19 protein-coding genes are annotated in these 22,340 nt (G+C 52.1%); 12 read left to right on the top strand and 7 right to left on the bottom strand.

Annotated elements, in window-relative coordinates; all coding sequences use genetic code 11:
- Positions 1-82 precede the first annotated feature (82 nt).
- The 6 genes from RIC05_RS12175 (at position 83) to RIC05_RS12150 (ending at position 7,992) form a co-directional block, all read left to right on the top strand.
- On the top strand, positions 83-1,687 hold the full coding sequence (locus RIC05_RS12175; protein ID WP_350048592.1) for an ABC transporter substrate-binding protein: 1,605 nt from the start codon (positions 83-85) through the stop codon (positions 1,685-1,687).
- 4 nt (positions 1,688-1,691) lie between these two features.
- On the top strand, positions 1,692-2,717 hold the full coding sequence (locus RIC05_RS12170) for an ABC transporter permease (protein ID WP_350048594.1): 1,026 nt from the start codon (positions 1,692-1,694) through the stop codon (positions 2,715-2,717).
- Positions 2,714-3,643: an ABC transporter permease gene (locus RIC05_RS12165; protein WP_350048596.1), complete on the top strand. Its 930-nt coding sequence runs from the start codon at positions 2,714-2,716 to the stop codon at positions 3,641-3,643. The genes RIC05_RS12170 and RIC05_RS12165 overlap by 4 nt, the downstream gene beginning before the upstream one ends.
- 2 nt (positions 3,644-3,645) lie before the next feature.
- A complete protein-coding gene (locus RIC05_RS12160) occupies positions 3,646-5,274 on the top strand; it encodes a dipeptide ABC transporter ATP-binding protein (protein ID WP_350048598.1) in 1,629 nt (542 codons plus the stop codon).
- Between the two features lie 50 nt (positions 5,275-5,324).
- Positions 5,325-7,100 (top strand): allophanate hydrolase, encoded by a 1,776-nt coding sequence (gene atzF / locus RIC05_RS12155; RefSeq protein ID WP_350048600.1) that lies wholly within the window; start codon positions 5,325-5,327, stop codon positions 7,098-7,100.
- 145 nt (positions 7,101-7,245) lie between these two features.
- Complete coding sequence (locus RIC05_RS12150; protein WP_350048602.1) at positions 7,246-7,992, top strand: thioesterase II family protein; 747 nt, start codon at positions 7,246-7,248, stop codon at positions 7,990-7,992.
- Between the two features lie 3 nt (positions 7,993-7,995).
- Here RIC05_RS12150 and RIC05_RS12145 read toward each other — a convergent pair whose 3' ends face one another.
- The 3 genes from RIC05_RS12145 to RIC05_RS12135 form a co-directional block, all read right to left on the bottom strand.
- Positions 7,996-9,636, bottom strand: coding sequence for a cyclic peptide export ABC transporter (locus RIC05_RS12145; protein WP_350048604.1), 1,641 nt, complete (start codon positions 9,634-9,636; stop codon positions 7,996-7,998).
- A gap of 1 nt (position 9,637) precedes the next feature.
- On the bottom strand, positions 9,638-11,287 hold the full coding sequence (locus tag RIC05_RS12140) for a cyclic peptide export ABC transporter (RefSeq protein WP_350048606.1): 1,650 nt from the start codon (positions 11,285-11,287) through the stop codon (positions 9,638-9,640).
- Between the two features lie 103 nt (positions 11,288-11,390).
- Positions 11,391-12,464 carry a pyridoxal-phosphate dependent enzyme gene (locus tag RIC05_RS12135; RefSeq protein ID WP_350044460.1) on the bottom strand — a complete coding sequence of 358 codons (1,074 nt, stop codon included), beginning with the start codon at positions 12,462-12,464 and terminating at the stop codon, positions 11,391-11,393.
- A gap of 234 nt (positions 12,465-12,698) precedes the next feature.
- Between RIC05_RS12135 and RIC05_RS12130 the strand changes: the two genes are divergently transcribed.
- On the top strand, positions 12,699-13,973 hold the full coding sequence (locus RIC05_RS12130; RefSeq protein ID WP_350048608.1) for a TAXI family TRAP transporter solute-binding subunit: 1,275 nt from the start codon (positions 12,699-12,701) through the stop codon (positions 13,971-13,973).
- Here RIC05_RS12130 and RIC05_RS12125 read toward each other — a convergent pair.
- The 4 genes from RIC05_RS12125 to RIC05_RS12110 are packed head-to-tail and all read right to left on the bottom strand — an operon-like array spanning position 13,961 to position 18,424.
- Complete coding sequence (locus RIC05_RS12125) at positions 13,961-14,626, bottom strand: hypothetical protein (protein ID WP_350048610.1); 666 nt, start codon at positions 14,624-14,626, stop codon at positions 13,961-13,963. The two genes, RIC05_RS12130 and RIC05_RS12125, sit on opposite strands and share 13 nt — an antisense overlap.
- On the bottom strand, positions 14,623-15,642 hold the full coding sequence (locus RIC05_RS12120) for an ABC transporter substrate-binding protein (protein WP_350048612.1): 1,020 nt from the start codon (positions 15,640-15,642) through the stop codon (positions 14,623-14,625). The genes RIC05_RS12125 and RIC05_RS12120 overlap by 4 nt, the downstream gene beginning before the upstream one ends.
- Positions 15,639-17,657, bottom strand: a complete 2,019-nt coding sequence (locus tag RIC05_RS12115) for an MFS transporter (protein ID WP_350048614.1) — start codon at positions 17,655-17,657, stop codon at positions 15,639-15,641. Before RIC05_RS12115 ends, RIC05_RS12120 begins: the two co-directional genes overlap by 4 nt.
- Positions 17,654-18,424 (bottom strand): hypothetical protein, encoded by a 771-nt coding sequence (locus tag RIC05_RS12110; RefSeq protein ID WP_350048616.1) that lies wholly within the window; start codon positions 18,422-18,424, stop codon positions 17,654-17,656. The genes RIC05_RS12115 and RIC05_RS12110 overlap by 4 nt, the downstream gene beginning before the upstream one ends.
- Before the next feature lie 205 nt (positions 18,425-18,629).
- Here RIC05_RS12110 and RIC05_RS12105 point away from each other — a divergent pair, with 205 nt between their 5' ends.
- The 5 genes from RIC05_RS12105 to RIC05_RS12085 all read left to right on the top strand — a co-directional run bounded on the left by RIC05_RS12105 (position 18,630) and on the right by RIC05_RS12085 (position 22,315).
- Positions 18,630-19,121 carry a YcjF family protein gene (locus tag RIC05_RS12105; RefSeq protein ID WP_350048618.1) on the top strand — a complete coding sequence of 164 codons (492 nt, stop codon included), beginning with the start codon at positions 18,630-18,632 and terminating at the stop codon, positions 19,119-19,121.
- A 41-nt stretch (positions 19,122-19,162) separates the two neighbouring features.
- Complete coding sequence (locus RIC05_RS12100; protein WP_350048620.1) at positions 19,163-19,360, top strand: hypothetical protein; 198 nt, start codon at positions 19,163-19,165, stop codon at positions 19,358-19,360.
- A gap of 47 nt (positions 19,361-19,407) precedes the next feature.
- Positions 19,408-20,751, top strand: a complete 1,344-nt coding sequence (locus RIC05_RS12095) for a prohibitin family protein (protein WP_350048622.1) — start codon at positions 19,408-19,410, stop codon at positions 20,749-20,751.
- A gap of 105 nt (positions 20,752-20,856) precedes the next feature.
- Positions 20,857-21,420 carry a YcjF family protein gene (locus RIC05_RS12090; RefSeq protein ID WP_350048624.1) on the top strand — a complete coding sequence of 188 codons (564 nt, stop codon included), beginning with the start codon at positions 20,857-20,859 and terminating at the stop codon, positions 21,418-21,420.
- Between the two features lie 154 nt (positions 21,421-21,574).
- Positions 21,575-22,315 (top strand): 4'-phosphopantetheinyl transferase family protein, encoded by a 741-nt coding sequence (locus RIC05_RS12085; protein ID WP_350048626.1) that lies wholly within the window; start codon positions 21,575-21,577, stop codon positions 22,313-22,315.
- Positions 22,316-22,340 lie beyond the last annotated feature (25 nt).

Genomic DNA, 22,340 nt, shown 5'->3' with positions numbered 1-22,340 from the left:
ATTCATAGCAGTTTTCGCGAACGCAAAAAACTGCAAACTGGCTGGCAGTGATTCAAGTAAGCTGTTCATGGGGGTTTTGACGATGCCTACGAGACGCAATTTCCTAAAAGCCGGTGCCGTACTTGCAGGTACCTTGCCGTTCGCCCGGACGTTCTCCGCACTTGCCGCAGGCAGTGACACCTTGGTTGCCGTATCGGGGCAAACGGTAAACAGTCTTGATTTGCACCGCACCGGAACCAACCGTGCGAGCTATCAGATTGCTGTGAATTGTTATGATCGTCTGGTGTCGTTTGGCACCAAGCCGGCAGAAGGTGGTGGTCTTTCCTATGACTACTCGACCATCGTTCCTGAACTTGCTGATAGCTGGACCTTCTCTGAAGACGGTATGAAGATCACCTTCAAGCTGAAATCCGATGCCGTTTTCAATGATGGCAGCAAAGTTACCGCAGCAGACGTCAAATGGTCATTTGATCGCGCGGTCAGCGTCGGGGGCTTCCCGACCGTTCAGATGAAGGCAGGCGGTTTCTCGCGCGCAGATCAGTTCGAAGCGATTGATGACGAAACCTTTGTCATCACACTGGATCAGCCTTCCAAGCTGTCTTTGCCTGATCTGGCCGTGCCGGTTCCCTTCATCATCAATTCCAAGGTCGCGATGGAAAATGCGACCACCGATGATCCATGGGCGATGGAATATCTGCATCTGAACACGATCGGTTCCGGGGCCTATTCCGTAACCCGCTGGGATGCCGGCCAACAGGTTGTGTTTGAACGTAACGACAAATGGGTTGGTGGACCGACCCCGCCAATCCGTCGTGTGATCATGCGTGAAGTACCGTCAGCAGCAACCAGTCGTGCGCTGATTGAACGTGGTGACGTTCAGGTTGCCTTTGATATTCCCGATAAAGATGCGGCTGAACTTGCCGATAAAGTCACGGTGCATTCAACCCCGATTGAAAACTGCATTCATTCATTGTGCCTGAACACCAAGTTTGAACCGTTCCAGGACCCTGATGTGCGCAAGGCGATTGCCTATGCCGTGCCATATGACGCGATTTTTAATGCTGCGGCCTATGGCCGTGGGGCGCCGCTTTGGGGTGGTGGGCCAAAAGCAACCGACATCGCATGGCCGCGCAAGTCGCCCTATGACACCAATCTGGACAAGGCCAAGGAACATTTGGCCAAGTCGGGCTTTGCCGATGGATTTGAAACCAAGCTTTCAATCTCGACCGATCTTTCTTCATGGATGGAACCTGCTGCACTTCTTATTCAGGAAGCAGTTGGCAAGCTTGGCATCAAGGTCGAGATCGAAAAAATTCCGGGGGCCAATTGGCGCACGGCGGCACTGGTTGAAAAGCGCCTTGATTTCCACCTGGAAAACTTCGGCGGTTGGTTGAATACGCCGGATTATTATTTCTTCTGGGCCTATCAGGAAGGACATCTGTTCAACTCGTCGAACTATGCCAATGCGGAGGTTGAACAACTGACCAATGAAACCCTGCATATGGCCATGGACGATCCGGAATATGCGCCAAAGATCATGCGCATGATCGATATCGTCTTTGAAGACCTGCCGCGTATTCCACTGTGGCAGCCGGCCCTGAATGTCGCCTTGAACGGGGCGGGAGGTTATGAATTCTGGTTCCACCGTCAACTTGACATTCGTGGTCTGACATCGGTGGAAAGCTAAAAACATGGCAGTCCGGGGAACCAGCGTTCTGACACGCATCGCGCAGGCCATTCCGGTCCTGTTCGGGGTCATCGTTATCAGCTTTGTCCTGACGCGTGCCTTGCCTGGTGACCCGGCTGTCCAATTTGCCGGTATTATGGCAACACCCGAAACCATCGAAGAAACACGGATCAAGCTTGGTCTGGATAAGCCGCTTCCCGAACAGTTTATGGTCTATCTCGGGCAATTGTTCAAAGGCGACCTTGGTCAATCGGTCTCGACCGGACGACCGGTTCTAACCGAACTGGCCAGTCGTCTTCCGGCATCGCTTGAATTGACGTTAAGTGCCTTGATCCTGTCTTGTCTGATTGCTGTTCCGCTTGGCGTTTTGGCGGCAACACGACCGGGAAGCTGGATTGATCAATGCTGTCGTTTGCTCGTCACGATGGGGGTGTCGCTTCCGACCTTCTTTACCGGCGTGATGCTGATTTACATTTTCTATTATCTGCTGGGTATTTCGCCATCCCCGTTGGGACGGCTTGATTTTGTCTATCTTGATCCGCCGCATGTGACGGGGTTCTTCCTGATTGATGCTGCTGTTGATGGGGATTGGGAAACCTGGTTCGGCGCACTCAAGCAGCTTATTCTTCCTGCCGTGACACTGGCACTTTTCACCCTTGCACCGATTGCGCGGATGACACGTGCGGCAATGCTTTCAGCCCTGTCATCCGATTATATCCGGACTGCCCGTGCTGCCGGATTGGGATCAGGGCGTATTTTGTACGGTTATGCGTTTCGCAATGCGCTTCTGCCGGTCGTAACCACGCTTGGCATGGTGTTTTCCTTTGTGCTGGGCGCGAATGTTCTGGTCGAAAAGGTCTTTGCATGGCCTGGGATTGGGTCCTATGCGGTCGAAGCCCTGATTGTGTCGGATTATGCCGCAGTTCAGGGGTTCGTTCTGGCGATGGCGTTTCTTTTCGTCTTCCTCAATTTGATGATTGATCTGGCCTATTCGCTGATTGATCCGCGTTTCGGGACATCCGGGAAATGAACAAGATTTTGCCTTCTGCATCCGAAACACCCGCCTTGGAAACGGCAACCGGAAATCCGGTCGCAACACCGGTTAAAGCCAAATCTGGTGGCTTTGCCCATCTGGTTTATGTGCTGCGCGAAAATCCGGTTACTGCCCTTGCATTTGCGATGTTCGGGGTTTTGATTTTCGCTGCTGTTTTTGGCCCGTCAATCGTGCCCTATGACCCGTTGGCAACGGATGCGACAAGCGTCTTGCAGCCGCCATCTCTGACCCACTGGTTTGGAACGGACAATCTGGGGCGCGATGTCTTTAGCCGCGTGGTGGTCGCCACCCGTCTAGATCTGGTGATTTCGGTTGCTGCGGTCGCACTTTCATTTGTCATCGGATCGTTTCTGGGCGCCGTTGCAGGGTATCGCGGGGGTTGGACGGATATCACGCTGAACCGCGTTCTTGATACCATCATGGCGTTTCCGCTGTTTGTGCTGGCGATGGGGGTTGTTGCCGCCCTTGGCAATTCCGTTGCCAATATCATTTACGCAACGGCGATTATTAACATCCCGTTTTATGCCCGCCTTGTCCGGGCAGAGGTCAATATTCGCCGCAACGCCGGCTTTACCCTTGCCGCAAAGTTATCGGGGAATAGCGATGCACGCATTCTGGCTTTGCACATTTTCCCGAATGCCTTGCCGCCAATGATGGTTCAGGTGTCGTTGAACCTTGGATGGGCGATCCTGAATGCTGCGGGGCTGAGCTTTATCGGTCTTGGTGTGCGCCCACCGACCCCGGAATGGGGGATCATGGTGGCCGAAGGTGCGAACTTCATCGTGTCTGGTGAATGGTGGATGGCACTGTTTCCAGGGCTGTCTTTGATGATTGCGGTTTTGACATTCAATCTGATGGGCGATGGGTTGCGCGATATCGTCGATCCGCGTCGGAGGACATAAAAATGCTATCCATCAAAGGATTGAGTGTTGCCTTCCGCACCCGTCACGGCGAAGTCAATGCGGTCAAGGGGATCGATTTCGAACTGGCCAAGGGCGAGCGTCTTGGCATTGTCGGGGAAAGCGGATCGGGCAAATCGGTCACGTCCTATGCCCTGATGCGTATTCTTGATGCTGGCGGCACGATAAAATCCGGCGAAGCGGTCTATGGCGGGATTGATCTGCGCCGTGCGTCCGAGCGCGATATGCGCGACATTCGCGGTCGGGAAATCAGCATGATTTTTCAAAACCCGCGCGCGGCCCTGAACCCGATCCGCAAAGTTGGTCATCAAATCGAAGATGTTTTGCGCCGCCACAGTCGGGCCACACGTCATAACGCCAAATCCAAGGCGATAGAGGCCCTTGAAGCGGTTAAAATCCGTGATGCAGCCGCGCGCTATGAAGCCTATCCGTTCGAACTGTCGGGGGGCATGTGTCAACGTATTGTTATTGCGCTGGCCCTTGCATGTGATCCGAAACTGATCATTGCCGATGAGCCGACCACAGGACTTGATATCACCACCCAAAAGGCGGTTATGGATCTGGTTGATGATCTGGTGCGTGCACGCGGGATGTCATCGATCCTGATCACCCATGATCTTGGTCTGGCATCGCAATATTGCGACCGGATCGTGGTGATGAAAGATGGTCTGATTGTCGAGGCCGGTGATCCGGTTGAGCTGTTTACCAACCCGCAACACGCCTATACCCGCAAACTAGTCCATGCGACCCCGCGCAGAACCGGCACCATCAGATCCCTTTTGCCGGATGGCGAGCGGCCGGACCTTGAACCGCACATCATCAGTGAAAAGCCGCTGATTGACGTAATCAATCTTACCAAGACCTATCAGGGTAAAAGCGGGCCGGTCCATGCGGTCAAGAAAATCAGTTTTACCATTCACGAAGGTGAAAGTGTCGGGCTGGTCGGGGAGTCCGGATGTGGAAAATCAACAACCTCATCAATGTTGGTGCGGTTGCTTGATTCAACATCGGGAAGCATCTTTTATCGCGGCGAAGATATTGCGACATTGCCTGCCGCAGACTTTGCCAAGCATCCATTGCGACCCAAAATCCAGATGGTGTTTCAGGACGCGACAGACAGCCTGAACCCGCGCTTTACGGCCCGCCAAGCAATTGCTGATCCTTTGCATCGCCTGATGGGGATGCGCGGTGATGCGGTGACCACACGCACCGAAGAACTTGCCGAAATGACGGGGTTTCCGGCACATCTTCTCGACCGGTTTCCCCATCAGTTGTCCGGTGGGCAAAAGGCCCGCGTTGGCATTGCCCGTGCGCTTGCGACGGAACCTGATTTCCTCATCCTTGATGAACCGACGGCCGCCCTTGATGTATCGATACAGGCCCTTGTTCTGAACCTTTTGGCTGATCTTCGGGTGCGGCTTGGCATGAGTTATCTGTTTGTCAGTCACGATCTGAATGTTGTGCGGTTGCTCTGTGATCACGTGATCGTCATGCAAAATGGCAGCATCGTTGAATCCGGTCCGGTCGCGACGGTGATGGAAAACCCGCAACACCCTTATACCCGTGAATTGCTTTCGGCGGCCCCGCAGGCCCCCGAACGTGAAATTGCCTGATTTTTATCTGCCTTGAAAATTGCAACAACGCCACAGACGGAACACCGAAAATGATTGCTGATCTTCCTTTCACACTTGCCGCCTTGCGGCAGGCATACGCATCTGGTGTGAGTCCAGTTCAGGTCATCGAAGAAGCATTTCGCAGGCTTGATGCCATCAACGATCCGGGCATTTTTATCCATGTGGCGCGTGAAACCGCGATTGCCGCCGCCAAGGAACTTGGTGCCTATGATGGCAGGCCACTGTGGGGGGTGCCATTTGTTGCCAAGGACAATATTGATGTGCTGGACATGCCGACAACGGCGGCCTGTCCTGATTTTGCCTATGACGCAAAATCCGATGCTTTTGTGATCGGCAAGCTTCGTGCGGCGGGCGCGATTTGTTTGGGCAAAGCCAATCTGGATCAGTTCGCAACCGGTCTTGTCGGGGTGCGAAGCCCGTATCCGGTTCCCAAAAACGCCATTGATCGGGCAATTGTACCGGGCGGGTCATCGTCGGGCTCCGCTGTTGCTGTGGCGCATGGTATTGCGACATTTTCACTTGGTACTGATACAGCTGGATCGGGGCGTGTACCTGCGGCACTCAACAGTCTTGTCGGCCTGAAACCGACCTTGGGCGCATTGTCGGCAAGCGGTGTGGTACCGGCATGTCGTACCCTTGATACGATTTCGATCTTTGCACTGGGCGTATCTGATGCGTGGGAAGTATTTGAAGTTGCCGCCCAATATGATGGGGCGGATGCCTATGCGCGCAAGTTCCCCAAATCGGGCGGTCTTGGCGCGGTCCAGCCAATGCGCATTGCCGTTCCCGATGCCAAAACGCTTGAAACATTTGATGACAAGGTTCAGCGCGACCACTTCCATCAAGATGTGAAAAAGCTGTCTTTGCTGGGATGCGAAGTCACCGAGATCGATTTCACGCCGTTCTATAATGTCGCCAAGATGCTTTATGAAGGTGCCTGGGTGGCTGAACGGGTCGCGGCCGTTGGTGAATGGTTGACCGCAAAGCCCGAAACCCTGCACCCGACGACACGCGCCATTCTGGAGCCGGGTTTGAAATTGTCGGCGGTGGATGCGTTTAACGGCATTTATCGTCTGAAAGAACTTGCACGCGAATGCGAAGAAGCCCTTGTTGGCATTGACGCTATCTGTGTGCCGACCATCCCGCATTTTGTTTCGGTTGATGACATTACAGCCGATCCAATCGGGCCGAATTCACGGTTGGGAACCTATACCAATTTCGTCAATTTGCTTGATATGTGCGGTATCGCAGTGCCGACTGGTCCGCGCCAAGATGGCCGTCCGGGCAGTCTGACCATTCTGGCGCGCATGGGCGAGGATGCCATGGTTGCTTCATTGGCAATGGCAATGGAAAGCGGTGATGTGGGCGCGACCGGTTGGGAACGCATCAAACCAGATCTGCCCGACCCGACCATTGGCGAAGATGAAATCGGCATGGTTGTCTGTGGTGCGCATATGTCCGGCTTGCCGCTAAACGGTGAACTGACGGGTCGGGGAGCCCGCTTAGTGCGCAAAACCAAAACCGCAGAAAAATACAATTTCTATGCCTTGGCAGGCGGCCCGCCAAAACGACCGGGGATGGTTGCCGTGGCCAAAGGTGGCGGGGCGATTGACGTTGAGGTCTGGGCCTTGCCAAAATCGGAAGTCGGCGGGTTCCTTGCCGGTATTCCATCGCCGCTTTGTCTTGGCTCGGTCGAGCTTGAAGACGGTACGATGGAAAAGGGCTTCCTGTGCGAAGGGGCAGGCTTGGTGGGCGCGACCGAGATTACAAAACTTGGCAGCTGGCGGGCCTATATCGCCAAGTAGCCCGCTGTTATTCAGCTCGATCCAAGACGCATTTGCTGAGCATCAAAACGGTATGTAGCGCCAATTGGTCGAAATATTTCTTCATTCATTGCGACAGGATGGTAACAAGTAAGGCAGGTTTGCACAGGACAGGAACGAGGCATCAATGGAGAGTAGCAAGTGGTTCGTGACTGTATCGGGTCAGGTGCCAGCACGGATGCGATTGTTCTGTTTTCCATTTGCCGGTGGCGGTGCATCATTTTACCGATCCTGGCGTGCTTCACTGCCTGATGATGTTGAATTGGTATTGGTGTGTTTGCCGGGCCGGGAGCAACGGTTCGGCGAAACATTGATTGATACAATCGATGTGATGGTTGCTGAAATCAGCAATGCGACCCTGCCCTTGACCGATAAGCCCTATGCGTTTTTTGGCTATTCCATGGGGGCGATCATTTCCCACCATTTGGCCTGTCAGATGGTTTTAGACGGGGCGCAGGGGCCTGAACACCTTTTCCTCGCGGCACGGCGCAGCCCGGATTGTGCAATGACGCGCGAGCCTTTGCACAATTTATCGTCGGCGGCGTTTTGGCAGGAAGTTGCCAAATATGGCGGTACGCCAACCGAAATCCTTGAGAACGCAGAATATCGCGATCTGTTTGAAGGGCCGCTTCGTTCGGACTTCAAACTTTCAGAAACGGCCGTGTCGGACGATTTGCCGAAACTGTCCTGCCCGATTACGGTTTTTGGCGGGGTGGATGATAGAAGCCCGGTGCCAGAACAGCTTGATGGTTGGCGCGATGCGACCACCGGCCATTTTGCAAAGCATGTTTATTCTGGCGGCCATTTCTTCATCACCGATCACGGGGATGCGGTAACAAGTGTGATCTCACTCGCACTCGCGCTTGAAGCCTAAGCCTTATTCGCGGGCTGCATCAAACACGCCATCTTGAACATGATAGATACGATCAGCAAGATGGAACCATCTGTCATCATGGGTGACACAGATCAGAATCTTGCCTTGTTTGCGCAAGGATGGCAGCAATTTTTCGTAAAAAACCGACCGGAAATGCGGGTCCTGATCCGCTGCCCATTCATCAAGAACAAGAACCGGCTTTTCTTCAAGCAGGGCGGTAATCAGGGCTAATCGTTTGCGCTGTCCCTGTGACAGGGAGATGGTCGAAAATGTGTTGCCATCAAGGGTAACCTTATCGGCAATTTCCATCTGTGTAAGCAGTTCCGCGACCTTATCCGCATCAACCGGATCAATCCCGTAAAGCTCGTCAAACAAATGATATCCCGACAGGACCGAGGCAAACTGATCGCGATATTCCTGAAGCTGATCGACGCGCAATGAAGTGCCATTGACCAGAATTTCACCCTCATCAATGGCACGGAGGCCGGTCAAAAGCGAAATCATCGTCGATTTTCCTGCCCCGTTGCCGCCGGTGATGAAGACGATCTCGCCACGTTTGAAGCTGGCATTCAAGGGACCAACAGAAAACCCACCCGTCGGCCCGGGATAGGTGAAACGCACATCTTTAAGGACAATCTCGGTAATGGCACCAAGCGGGGTTTTGGTCTCGTTTACGGTGCGGGCTTTTGCTTCTTGGTCCTGTTGCTTGCCAAGCGCTTCTCCAAGTTCTTCTTGCAGGCTGATAACCTTTGCCAGCGCTGCTTCCGTTTCATTAAAACTTGGCAGGGTCATGATGGTTGATCCGATCGGACCAAACAGGAACAGGGTTGCTGTTGTGACCTGTACTGCGACGTCATGATAGTCGGATGTGAAAATAGGTACGATGAAGACCATCGCAGCCATCATCACGTAAAAGGCAAGCTGCACGGCGGATGTTTCGCGGCTCCATTGCTGTTTGATTTCGGCCTTGGTGTCGCGGGTCCGCAAGGATCGTTCATGAAGTCGCGAGATCAAGGTATCGCGGCGAAGATTGTTCATCTTCACTTCCTTGAAGCCATTCAACAGATCACTTAATCCACCAAACAGTTTTCCTTCATCCTCGGCGGCGTCGCGAATGGCAACATTGACCCGTTTAATACGATAAAGATGAATACCGATGGCCAAGGCAGCAAGCACTGCAATCAAGGCAAGGGCAAACAGTGATAGCCACGCAAGATAGAGACTGACAAACAAGATCAAAACCAACTGCTGGACGCCATTCATCAGCATCGGCAATGTGTTTGAAATCGTCTGCATTTCCTGGGTCATAGCACTTTGGATGGGTCCTTGGCCGACGGTTTCAAGTGTCTCGGGCGAGGATGTGCGGACCTTGTCAAACAGCGACAGGCGGAATTGGTGCAGGATGTTTTCGACTTCTGCGGAAACAAGGGTATCTGCCTTGTGCTGAGACCAGATGAACCCGATCAGCGACAAACACATCAAAGCCAACAAGCGGAGGCTGATAGCGCCTTCTTCGGCCTGATCTGATGCCATATTTACAATGACCAGAACCATGGTCGTAGACACGGCTGACATGGTCAGAAGGGCAATAACAGTCCGCATACTGATCTTGGCCCGGGTGCGAAGGATTTTAAATAACAACATGTTAAATCCTCCCGCGTGGATCATTAAGGTCAAGCTCGGTCAGCTTGCCTGTTTCAAGATGCATCCGGCGATCCGCGATATCAAAATAATGGTCGTCATGGGTAACGGCGATGATTGTTATCCCGCGCTGTTTCAGTTCCGGCAGAATTTCACGGTAGAACTTCTTGCGGAAATAAGGGTCCTGATCAGCAGCCCATTCATCAAGAACAATGATCGGCCGTTTTTCGAGGATCGCAGTAATCAGAGCAAGGCGTTTGCGTTGACCTGCAGACAGGTCAATGGTGACAAACTGCCCGTCGCGAATGCCTGTCACATGGGATAGTTCAAACCGTTCGATCCAGTATTGCGCATCTTTGTCCAAGATTTCAGCCGCACCGGAGAGGTCTTCAAATAAATGAGAGTCCGAAAACACGGTCGCGATCAGGTTGCGATAGGCAAAAAGGCTTTGCGGGCCAAGCTGAGTTCCATTGATCCTGATCTTGCCGGAAGTCGGGCGGTAAAGCCCGGTGAGCAACTTGATCAGGGTCGATTTTCCAGCGCCATTCCCGCCCGTGATGAATAAAAGGTCTCCGCGTTTGACTGTGAGGTCAATCGGACCAAGGGCAAATCCATGGCGTGCGTCGCGGTTAGGGTAGGTAAAGGAAACATCATCAAAGCTGACCTGATCAAAATTCTCGCTCAGCGTCATGCCATCTTCGGCAATGGGTTCACGGATAGCTTCAAGGTCATTTGAAAGCTGGATCATGCGCCCTGCCGATTGTTCGGCCATCCCCAGAACGGACATTGATTGGACAATAATGCTGATTGGCCCAATCATGAAAAGTACCGCGGTGCTGATTTTTGCGACATCCGTATCAATGCTGTCGGAATAAACCGGGACAATAAAAACGATAATTGCCAGAAGGATGTAAAAGGCAGAAATACCCATGATCATTTGGCGAGATATCATGGCTTGGGCGGATTTGCCGATTTCGGCCTTGTTTGCGGATGCCTTGTCAAACGCAATTGCGAAAGTATCGCTGCGTTTTGACCACATACGGACTTCTTTGATGCCGGCGAACAGATCGGAAATTTTGCCAAACAGGGTTGTTTCAACCTGATGGAGTTTACCAAACCACTCGGTCAGGGTTTTATTCATCCGCAAATAAATGGCAATGCCGGTCCCGACGACGATCACAATAATAAAAAAGGCCAACATCGAGAGCCAGAAGACATAGGCCATAACCGCAACCAGCAACAACAGGCTTCTAAACGCCATCCCGATCATGTGGGAATGTTGCGAGATGCTTTGAGAGCTTTGAGTAATGCTGTCAAAAAGCCGTGTCTGGCCGAAAACTTCAAGTTGGGCAAAATCGGCATCAGCGATTTGTGAAAGCAGTTTCTTGCGGACCCGATCAATGCCGGCTTCGATCTGACGGGCGATGCGGCCGATCAAAAATACCTCGGCGAGAAAATAGACAACGGCAATCAAGATAAAGCCAGATGCCAACAGCCAGTTGACCTTATCAACGCCATTGTCGGTGATTTCCTCGGCGGCCATGTTCACGATGCCAAGAAGTGCTGCGCTCCCGACACCGGAAAGGATACCGGCAACGACAAGTTTCGCGACAAGCTTGTTATCATCTAAGGATAACAATTCCAGCAACTTCATTGATTTACCGGTCCCCAAAAAACCACCCCGACATTGTTGCGCACAACTGTATCATGGCGAGATGAACTGTCCAGCAGGGGGCGCAATAATGATACGTTATCCATCAAAGATATTCGTCCGGGATTGCGCCTTCGCTATTGATGACCAGCAGGCGACTGGTCGGGGTGATCCCGAATTTTTGCCGTAATGCCGGGTTTTCAGCGACATACCATAGACCGGCAATGCCAGATATCCCGGTATCCCAGGTATCAAGTGCCGGGTCTGCGCCAACGCCCAATGTCAGTCTGTCTTGCACGCGCTTTGCAATTGCATCGTCAATGACGATATTGCCCACTGAGACTTCCCGAAGAATTTCAAATGCAGACAGACTGGGGCAACCACAAGACAGTCCAACCATGCGGGTCAGCAATTTTCCCGGCACACGGGTCAATGTATTGCGATCAATGCTCGATTTGACGCAGGCGGCACTTTCGGGTTCGACCGTATAAACTTTTGGTTTCATTCGCGTTTCATGCCACATACCGATCGCACAGCCTGCTGCCATGCCGCCAACGCCACATTGTAAAAACATGCTGTCAATTTCAGCATTTTGTTCGTGAAGTTGACGGGCGCATTCAACGCCAAGAACAGCGTATCCGGCCATGATGTCACGGGTGACGTCCTGATCACCTTTGTAATCTGTGTCGGTAATCAACAAGGCATCCGGGGCGGTTGCGGCATTACTGGCCGCAATCACCGCATCATCATAGGTGCCGTCGACATAAACCAGTTCAGCACCATTGTCTTGAATGCGCCGCATCCGGGCCGGATCAACGTCGCCGCCGACAAATATCCTTGCCCGGCAATTGAACTTTGCCGCGGCCCAAGCAGTCGCAAGACCATGATTGCCATCGGTCGCGGCGATGGCGACATAGTTTCGGCATTCAAGACTGCCGGGTTCAATCCCAAGTTTAAGAAGCTGTTGTTTCAAGCCATATGGCGCGCCAAGCGCCTTGACACCGCCAAGGCCAAACCGTTTGCTTTCATCTTTGATCCAGACGGCGCCAACACCAAGTTCTGCCGCAAGCCCCGGGCATGGGAGCAAGGGACTTTGACAATAATCTGACCATGAGGAGATGATTTCGACTGCCTGATATATCTCGTCACGTTCTGGTGCAAAGGCATTCAAGGGTGTCACAGAATGTTCCTAGGTGTTTGGACCCTATGGCGAAGTATAGGCAAGTTTGATCATACTCTTGGTTATGATAAGCCTATCATGAATCGTCAAATATAATTTGTGCGAAAGTGCGGGGTAAATGTCTGAGAAACTTGGAACATGCACCTCGTTATTTGTCGGGGGTGCGCTATATTGATGCTCGACGGTTGGTGGTGGAATCCAGTAGACTGAAGATCGTTGCGCAAATTGTTCGTGGTGAAATTGACCTTGTGGTTCCTGTCTTCTGATTTTGCACAGAAAACGAAGTGGTTGATTGCATCCCTGTGTCTTGGATGCGGGGTAAGTTTTGGTGCCGCTGCACAAGTTGCTGTTCCGTCGCCGGACGTGCAAACTTTTGACGTCGACCAGTACAATACCGATGACATTACACCGCCGAAGCCCAATCCCGATTTATATGATGGGTTGATCTATAAGCCCGACGCCGTTCCGTTGTCGCAGTATCGTCGAAAATTTCGTGACCCTGACAGTCTCATTGCGCTTTCCAATACCACCGAGATCATGGGGGATGGAAAGCATGAAAGATCGTTCTATGCCGCCATTTACAGTGGCAGTACGAACGGTGTTTATTTTCAGGTTGCAGCAAAAATCTGCGATATGATGCGCAAGTCTTATGCCCGTCACCATGTTCATTGTGTCCCCTTGCGATCACAAGGGGTGGGAAGCAATATTCAACTGATGAAAGAAGGCCGGGTTCAGTTGACGATTGTTCAGTCGAACAATAACTGGGAAGCGCAGGCGGGTATCAATCCAATCCCCGGCGCACGGTCGGTCATGTCGCTGCATGACGAGATGGGGCTTTTGGTCGTACGTCAGGATTCAGACATCAACAGCATTGCAGATTTGCGGGGCAAACGGATCAATATCGGACCAGAAGGATCCGCTTCGCGTGAATTGTGGCTGGAAATTCTGGGGCAATACGGCATCAAGCTTGAAGACCTGGAAACGGTTTACACGGTTGCACAGGACTATAACCGACTTGGTATTTGCGAAGATTACATTGATGCGTTCGGTTTGTGGATCGGGCACCCGGCATCCATTATCGAAGAAAGTATTACCTGTGACGCGCGGGTTATCGGCATGGGCGGGCCTTTGACCCAGAAGCTGGTTGACGCCAACCAGTATTTCTTTAATCAGGTTTTGCCAGCACGGACATATAGTGGACAAAACGAAGCCATCAGTTCATATGGCTTCAAGGCGTCCCTTCTGGCCTATGAACCAGCCGATCCGTATGTCGTCTACTGGATCACACGTATCATCCATGAAAATATCGAAAATTTGAAAACCGAGTTCCCGACATTCAGCAGCGTTGTTGCAGATGATCTGCAAGACAAAGGCAACTTTTTGCCCTTCCACAAGGGGGCAGCCTGTTATTGGGAAACCGATCTGCATGCCTGTGACTGGCAGCAATACTATGATCAGCGTGACAGCGTTTCGCAGGCGGGGAAACCAGACTACACCTATATGCAGTGACGCAGTATCCAGCCGATTTCAGGCACGCTTTGCGACGCGGTCTTTCGGAACGTCACGCCAATATATCCAGAATTCAAAAAATCATGACACCGGGTGAAATCTGTTGCCGGGCACCAGTCTGTAATCTTGTCGTGGGTAATGGTTGTTAATGCCTTGTCGAGATCGAGACGCATCAAAAACCGTTTGGCCCCGTATTTATCTTTCAGGCCGCGAATGGTCATCCCGACAGACAGGATATTGATCAGGCTTGCAAAATTTCCTGGCGCAACGGTGGTGAGTGCGATCTGGCGGCCGGATGCCCGGGCCTGTTGCAGGCGATGAAGTGTCAGTTTTTGTTGCCAGTGATGTCCGCGACAATCTTTGCGAATGGCAACGCCATCGATATGGGCGACGTCTGGCAATAAATCGGATGGCAATTTGTGGTCGGTTCCAAAATTTGGATCGTCTGGTCGGGGAAGGCCCAAGACGCCATAGGCAACAAGGGTATCTTGGTCAAAAATGCCAAATATCTGGCCGCAATCAGACATATGATTTTGGAAAAAGGCATCCGTCTCGGCCGCGACAAGTGCCGGATCGATGTCGGCAATTACGTCATGATGCAACGCAATTACCGCAGGAAGATGGATTTCGCCAAGACGGATGATCTTCGTCATTCGATGATTTCAGCATAATCAAGAAGTGAAAGCGGTGGATAAAGTGCCAGTTTGCGCGCCGATGAAAGTCTGATCAGATAGGAAAACCGATCAAGTGTCTCAATGGGAATGTTGGCCGGTGATACGCCATTGATCAGGATGTCTTCGACCTTGTTTGCAGCAAGTCGACCAACCAGCTCATAGCGGCTGACAAGGCCAAGCATCGCATGACCGTCGCGGACTTCAAGCTCGGTGGCGGTGAAGGCGGCAAGCCCGTTGGCAAAGCCGGCATCTGTCAGGGCGTCACGATGGGTGCCAATGAAGTTGTCTGGACCGATATAAAGAATATCCGCCCCGCGTTTGGCAAGGTCAGAAACAGCCGGGGCGATATCATCAGCAGATGGCACTTCATTGTTCTGGCCAAGCGGGGCAGTCAGAACGTCAAACCCCATCTCAGTCCCAAGAGCGGTTAAATCCTCGATATTGGAGGCCGAGTTGTCTTCTGAACTGTTATAGACAACACCCAGTTTCGTCATCGGGCGATAGGCACGGATGGCCTGTATTTGTGCGGCCAGTGGTGCGATATGGGTCGCACCCGTAACGTTGGGGCGTGATTGTCCCGATGGTGCGGCTATGCCGGTTTTCCACGGCGATGAAACCATGACAAAAACCACAGGAAGTTCGGTAATGTTCTTGTCGGGATCGACTTGGTCATGTTTACCGGCAACGGTCGCGGTAATGCCTGTTCCCCACGTATAGACCAGATCCGGCGGGTTTTTGCGGATGGAGTCCAGAATACCGGGGATGCGGCCAAGGTCACGTTCTGTGTCGTAGATCTGCAGATTTACATCAATATCACCTTCCTTGAAATAGGCGCGAAAGCCTTCTTCAACACGGGTTTCACCACGCCACAGGATCATTGCAATGTTCAGTGGTTCGGCGGCCTTGGTTTCCTGTGCCCAACCAAATTGCATGGTCAGGGGCGTGATCACCAGTGCGATCACAAGGATGTAAAATGCTTTGAACAGATAGTTCATGATACATCCTTCTGAACGGCTGGTTCTTTATCGGGATTGGGGGTGACATGCCCGATAAAAATTTCAAAGAAAATCACCGAAATAGCCGCAAAAACCCCAAAGCATAAAATCGCGTTGCTGTTCCCGATCCAAAGGCTTAGCCCCGCGGCAAGCAACGGCCCCAATGCACCACCAAGCCGTTCAGCCAACCGTAGAACAGCCAACACCGGACCTGTTCCATGGTCGCGCGTGAATTCGGAGCTGATTTTTAAACTGGCGGACACTTGCGCTGGAATAGAGGTCGCCTGCGCAAGGCCAAGCATGGCAACCGCACAGGCAAAGATGGCGTATTGCGGCATGAAGCCTGCCAGCAACAAACCAATTGCGGTTAAAGCACCGCCAATCCCGACCGCCCGTGTTTCATTTTGTTTGCGGTCTGTCCATCGCGCAGCTCCCCATCCGGTCAAAAGCGCAACAAGGCCATAAAGCATAATGACACGACCGGTTTCGGCCATTGTCGCACCCGATTGGAACAATATCAGTGGTGTCAGGTAATACAGGAACCCGCTTAAGATCATTTTGGCCGGAACGGCGGCAAACAGGACCAGAACCTGTAATTGGCGATTGGCCACCATTGCCTTGAAAGCTTTGCGGGTCGGGATCGGTGGGGGCGTTTTCCCGCGCACCATGTTGTCCATTAAGAAGAAGGCAAGTGCGACGGCAAGACAGGCAACGGTGGCACCCGTAAGGAACGTAATGTTCTCGCCAAAATGCCCGGCAAAAATACCGCCAACGGCCGGCCCGCAAATATCAGCGAGCATGATGCCGCTGACCATCATCGCTGTGCCCTGAGTGCGATTTTTGTCGGTGGTTGCATCAAGAACATAGGACTGACAGGCAACAAAGGTTGTGGCATAGCCGATCCCCGAAAGCGCGCGCCACAGCATCAAATCCCAAAGACCCGTGGCAAAGGCAGTCCCAAACAGCCCGATGGTCGCAAGCAGCGCACCGACAAGGTACATGCGCAAGGATCCAACACGTTCCTGAAACAGGCTGCAAAGTGGCATTGCGATCGCGACCATCAGCAAATGGACGGCCATGACAATGCCTGCGCCAAGTTGACCATCAACGCTTGATGCTGTGATTTGACTAAAGAAAGTCGGCATGACGGGGCGGGCCAGTTCTTCGGCCAGAACAAACATGAACGCAAGCAAACGCACACCGATCAGTTTGACTTCGCGTTCACGGTGGGGCTTGATCCCGGCCTTGTGCGCCGTTCGGCTGATCACGGTGTTGATATGTTCCATGAAGCTGCCGATTTCATCACGCGTTGATTGGCCATGCAGGATTGTGAATTTCCGTTCTCGGACATTGGTTAAAACCCGTGTTGCGACCCGGATTGGCAATGCCACATTGACGGTCAGCACCAGAAGAACCAGTTCGAAAGACAGGGCGAGTGTGATGATGAAAATGATTGCGATATCAAACAGATTATCCGTGACCGGACGCATCAAAGCAGCACGGTCATGTCCAACGACAATCGCCAAGTCATCGACGATGTTGATATCGTCATTATCATGAACAACAGGAATGCGGGTGATGATATCAGGTGGTGTATCCTCCTGCGTCGCACGATCAAGTGCCTGACCAATGGCGTCAGTTGTAAGTCCGCCGCCATACAAAACGTTTTGACCATGAACAATGGCGGCAAAGCGTAAATCAGGATCACCATCCTGTAATTGGTCAACGACGGTCGAAAATCCGACAATCCCGTCCAGTGGAATGCCCAGCCGCAGGGCATATTCAACCTTTTCGGCCAAAGTTCTTGCTTCGATTTCGGCCTTTTGGCGGATTTCCGATTGCAAGTCCGCACGTGCAAGATCGGCTGCGCGCCAGGAAATACCGATCAGTGCTGCGCATAAGGCAAAGGTGCTAAACAGCAGCAAAATCCATATTGCCCCTTTGGGCAGGATCCGACGGGCTGCGGGTTTGATGGGATTGCCGTTTGGGGACGTTGACGGTGATGGTTCGGTCATTTGGATTTCTCCGAAGAAGCATCACCGTTTGTCAGTGGGGCGTTGTGTGGCAGCTGATCACGAAGTTCACGGTAAAGCGCAATCAATTCCATCTCGCTTTCTGTCAAAGCATCTTTGTCATGACGGGTTCCTGTGCCTTTTTGGCCAGAAAGGGCGCGCTCTATATCTTCGTGAAGTTCGGAAAAAACGCGGTGGCGGCGGCGCATCAAGATGAAAAGAAGTCCCAACACAGGAATAATGGCAAGCATCCCGATCGCGGCCGATTTCCACATTTCGGCATATGCCCCGTCCAATTTTCGGAAATAGTCGGTGCTGTCAGCAGTAACCGTCAGAATACCCGCACATTGCCCAAGGCTATCGCGCAATGTTGTCCCGGTGATGACACCCTGTTTGCCGAAATTGGTCCAGCTTGATCCCGTGTGATTTTCAAGGGCGGCTGCGGGAGATGCATTTTCTTCCGGTGTTTTGGAAGCTTGGGCAATTGATGCGCCCTGACAGTTGGCAACCGTGATTCGGGTGATTTCCGATGACATGCCAAGGCGACGGTCAAGGATCGCATCAAGGTTTTCCATGTTTTCCAAACGAAGACCAAGATCAATCCCGGCAAGAAGATCCTGCGTGGTTTCGTTGCTGATGACATTGATCCGTTGGGTCAGCAGCGTACGCAATGTCTGCTCAAACCGCAGATAATTAAGCATGGTGGTCATGCTGAGTGCTGCTGCAAGCACCAGAAACAACGCTACACCGATCTTTACTGTCAGACTCAAATTCGTTGCTCCAGCGATCGATTAGAATGACGACCAAAAATCATGGATATTTGGTGGATCAAATGACCCCTTCTTGTCTATCGTCGGTTGCGAGAGATCAAGGGTCAAGTGCGCATAACCCCCTGAATCGATTTGCAGTGTGAAAATTTAGCGTTTATGCTTTGCAGGCCTAATAAAACCGGGGAGCGATATGGGTAATTCACGTTTGGAGCGTCTGAAACGCAACAAGCAGAATCGGCTGGGACGCGGCATTGTAAGACGTAATACAATGTGGGCAGCTGGTACTGGCTTGATTCCGATCCCCGTTCTCGATTCGGCAGCCATCGTCGCGGTACAGCTAAAGATGCTGGCCGAGTTGAGCAGCCTGTATCAAGTCGATTTCCAGAAAAACAGCGGGCAGGCCGTCATTGCGACGATGATGACCAGTCTTTCCGGGAGTGTTCTGGGAAAATCGTTTTTGGCGACGGGGATTTTTTCGGGGCTTGCCAAAGTTATTCCTGTGGTTGGTTCAACGTTGAGTATTCTGACCATGCCCGGTTTCAATGCCGCATTTACCTATGCGCTGGGCCGGGTATTTCTGAAGCATTATGCGATCGGCGGGACTTTGCAGGACTTTGATCCGGAAAAGGCAGAGCCGTACTTTAAAGAAAAGTTCAAAGAAGGTTTCAAGGTCGCGCAGGGTGCCAAGGCGGCCTGATTGATCAGACAGGGCAAACTCAAGGCTGCGGAATTTAAGCTATGCATTTGATGATTATTATACTTTATCTCCTTGCTGCGGTCGTTTGCGGTCTTTTGGGGCGCAAGACGTCCTTTGGCTTCTTGGGGCATTTCATTCTGGCGATTGTTATCACGCCGATTGGTGATTTTCTGGTGCAGATCGTTGCCCGGCCATCACGGGACGTGCGCGAGAAAATCAAGGATTTGGATGAATATTGACGTGCAATCGACTTTTCACAAAGACGCATTTGAGAACGAGATAACGAATGGTTGATGGCACCACAGCCTCTGCTGGCGGCGTTGGAAATGGCGGTGATGAAAATGCGCGCCCTGCCGGGATCGTCAGGCGGGTCGTCAATTGGCTGCACGACGTTCTTCAACGTTTTCAGACCGGTTTGCTGATCACGATCTTTTTTGTGCTGATTGGTATGATCGCGTTAGCACCACAAATCTTTATCACCATCCCGTCGGGGCATGTCGGGGTTATGTGGTATCGATTCTTTGGCGGGACTGTTGTTGAACATACCTATGGTGAAGGGGTTCAGTTAATCTTCCCGTGGGATGAAATGTTCATCTATGACGCCCGTTTGCAAAATCAGGCACGTGTCTATGACACGATTTCATCGAACGGTCTTTCGATGGAAGTTGATATTGCTGTACGGTATCGCATCAACCGCGAAGCGGCCGGTATGCTCCATAAACTTGTCGGGCCGAATTACCCGGAAGTTCTTGTTTATCCGGAAATCGGATCGCATGCGCGTGAGTTGATTTCACGCTATACCCCTGAACAGCTTTACACCGAAACCCGTGCTTTTATTCAGGCGGAAATTCTTGAACGGATGGTCAATCAACTTGGCTCGTCACTGGTCAATCAAAGTTTTCAGGGACGGTTGGTCACGGTTGAGGATGTCTTGATCCGGTCGGTAAAACTGCCAGAGCGTGTCGCCGATGCGATCGAGCGCAAAGCCGAACAGTATCAGGCCATGCTGGAATATGATTTCCGACTGGCACGCGAAGAAAAAGAAAAGCAGCGTAAAAAAATTGAAGCCGAAGGTATACGTGAGTTTCAGGATATCGTCGCCAAAACGATCACCGAAGAATATCTGCGTTTGCGCGGTATTGAAGCCACCATGTCGCTGGCAACATCCAAAAACAGCAAAACGATTATCATTGGTGGTCGGGATGGTCTGCCGGTTATCTTGAATACTGCGGATGCGCCCGGATCATCGCGGGAGTCCGAAGAATCAGGCGCTGAATTGACCGGTGATCAGGAAAATACATTGCCATCGGCAAGTGATTTCAATGCCCGTGGCGGGGAGATTTCACCACAGAATGCGATCTCACCCGGATTGCGCGAACCGGGTTCAGGCCGTGGATCGTCTGCTGCAATCCCGGAACCGGCGATGAAACCAAACGCATCGCAGCCTGCTTCGGCATCGCAGATGGCTCCTTCCGGTTCAGCGCCGGAACAACCAGCCGCACCGGGCACAATGCAAAAAGTCATGCAGTCCATTGCGCCGATCTATGATGCGTCGAGTTCCGCTGCAGGAGCCCCCGCCGGCCGCGAACCCGCAGCGCAACCTGAGATGAAGGCAGACATTAAACAGTAATGGTTTCTGTCGATTGCGATAAACTATAAGTTGGGTTAAACTGCTGACAGTATATGTTTTTAATAGCTTACCTGTCGGCCAACAGATACTTGCAAAGAGGCGATTATGAGCGAAGCAGAGAACGTTGAAGAGACTGAAGAAGTTGCGGTAGAAGAAGCAGCCGAACTCCGCGCTTTGGTGCGCGGGTGCATTCATCGTCACGCTGCTTACGCAGCAGTTGGCGGGCTTGTGCCAATTCCTTTCCTTGAAATGGCGACAAGTAGCACGATCCAGCTTCGTATGGTTGCGAAGCTTTGTGATGCTTACGGTATTCCCTTCTCGGAAAATGCAATCAAGAGTTCCATCTCGACCTTGGTGGCAACTGTTCTGCCGGTTACCGGTGTCGGTTATGCCACGGCGAGCCTGATCCGTCGGGTGCCGGTTGTCGGGACGATCTTTGGTGTTGTTGCAATGCCAACTTTTGCGGCTGCATGCACCTATGCGCTTGGTCGTGTGTTTGCATGGCATTTTGCGAAGGGTGGCACGGTTGCCAACTTTGACGCAGATGAAGCATCTGAGAAATTCCAGGATGAGTTTGCAGAAGGCAAACGTAAGGCATCGGAATTTGTTAAGGGTGGCAAAACGACAACTGCCAAGTCGACCGGCGGGGCAGCTACTGCCAAAGCGTAACGGTTTTCCTAAACCGGAACACTGATATTATTCGGAAATGCCCAAAGCATGCTTTGGGCATTTCTTTTTGTTTATGGGGCAATGAATATTCTGTTTCGCCAAATGAGGTCTTAAATTGCTTGTGCCTAACGCCGTTAAAATTCAGACCTTGCTGATGGATCGACCGATTGCTTCAGACAGCTTTGACGCGCCTGATCTTTTGCGGGCAACATTGGCTGTGATCGACCTTGATACGGTGAATAGCCCTGCCAATGATGCCGCCTTGATCCGTTCATATTTTCATCCTCGCGAAATGGATCGTCGCGACAGGTTCGAACATATGCGCCGCAAGGACAGCTATACGGCTGGGCGTTTGGCGGCAAAGTTGGCACTTAAACACCATTGCCCATCCGCAGACATGCAGAAAATCTCGGTCGAAAAGGGTGTTTTTGATCAGCCAATTCTGCTGGCGGATAGCTCGGCGAGTGATGTTGCGCAAGTAGGAATTTCAATCTCGCATTCAGCCAGCTACGCCGTGGCATTGATTTTTCATCGGGCCCATCCAATGGGGGTCGATATCGATTTACCAACACAGCAGGATATTGCCCCTGTCTTGTCCGGCCTTGACGAGAAGACGCAAGGTCGGTTTGCGGACCTTGGTCTGTCGGATGTCGCTTGCGCCAGTCTGATCTGGACTGCCCGGGAAAGTCTGGCAAAGGCGCTTACGACTGGAATGATGACACCGCTCGCACTTTATTGTTCATCAAATATCACGCGACAGGGAAATTGTTTTGTTCTGCATTATGAGAATTTTGCGCAATACAAAACACATGTCTGGCCGGGGAAGAAGGGGTGGCTTGCCCTGACAATGCCAGCCCGGACCGACATGAAAACTGCCGATCCGGACTGGGAATAACTGCGCAACATCGATGGCAAGAATG

The sequence above is a fragment of the Thalassospira sp. genome (assembly GCF_040218635.1).
Taxonomy (GTDB): domain Bacteria; phylum Pseudomonadota; class Alphaproteobacteria; order Rhodospirillales; family Thalassospiraceae; genus Thalassospira.
The sequence above is the reverse complement of the archived record's forward strand: the minus strand, read 5'-3'. Positions and strand labels throughout refer to the sequence as shown.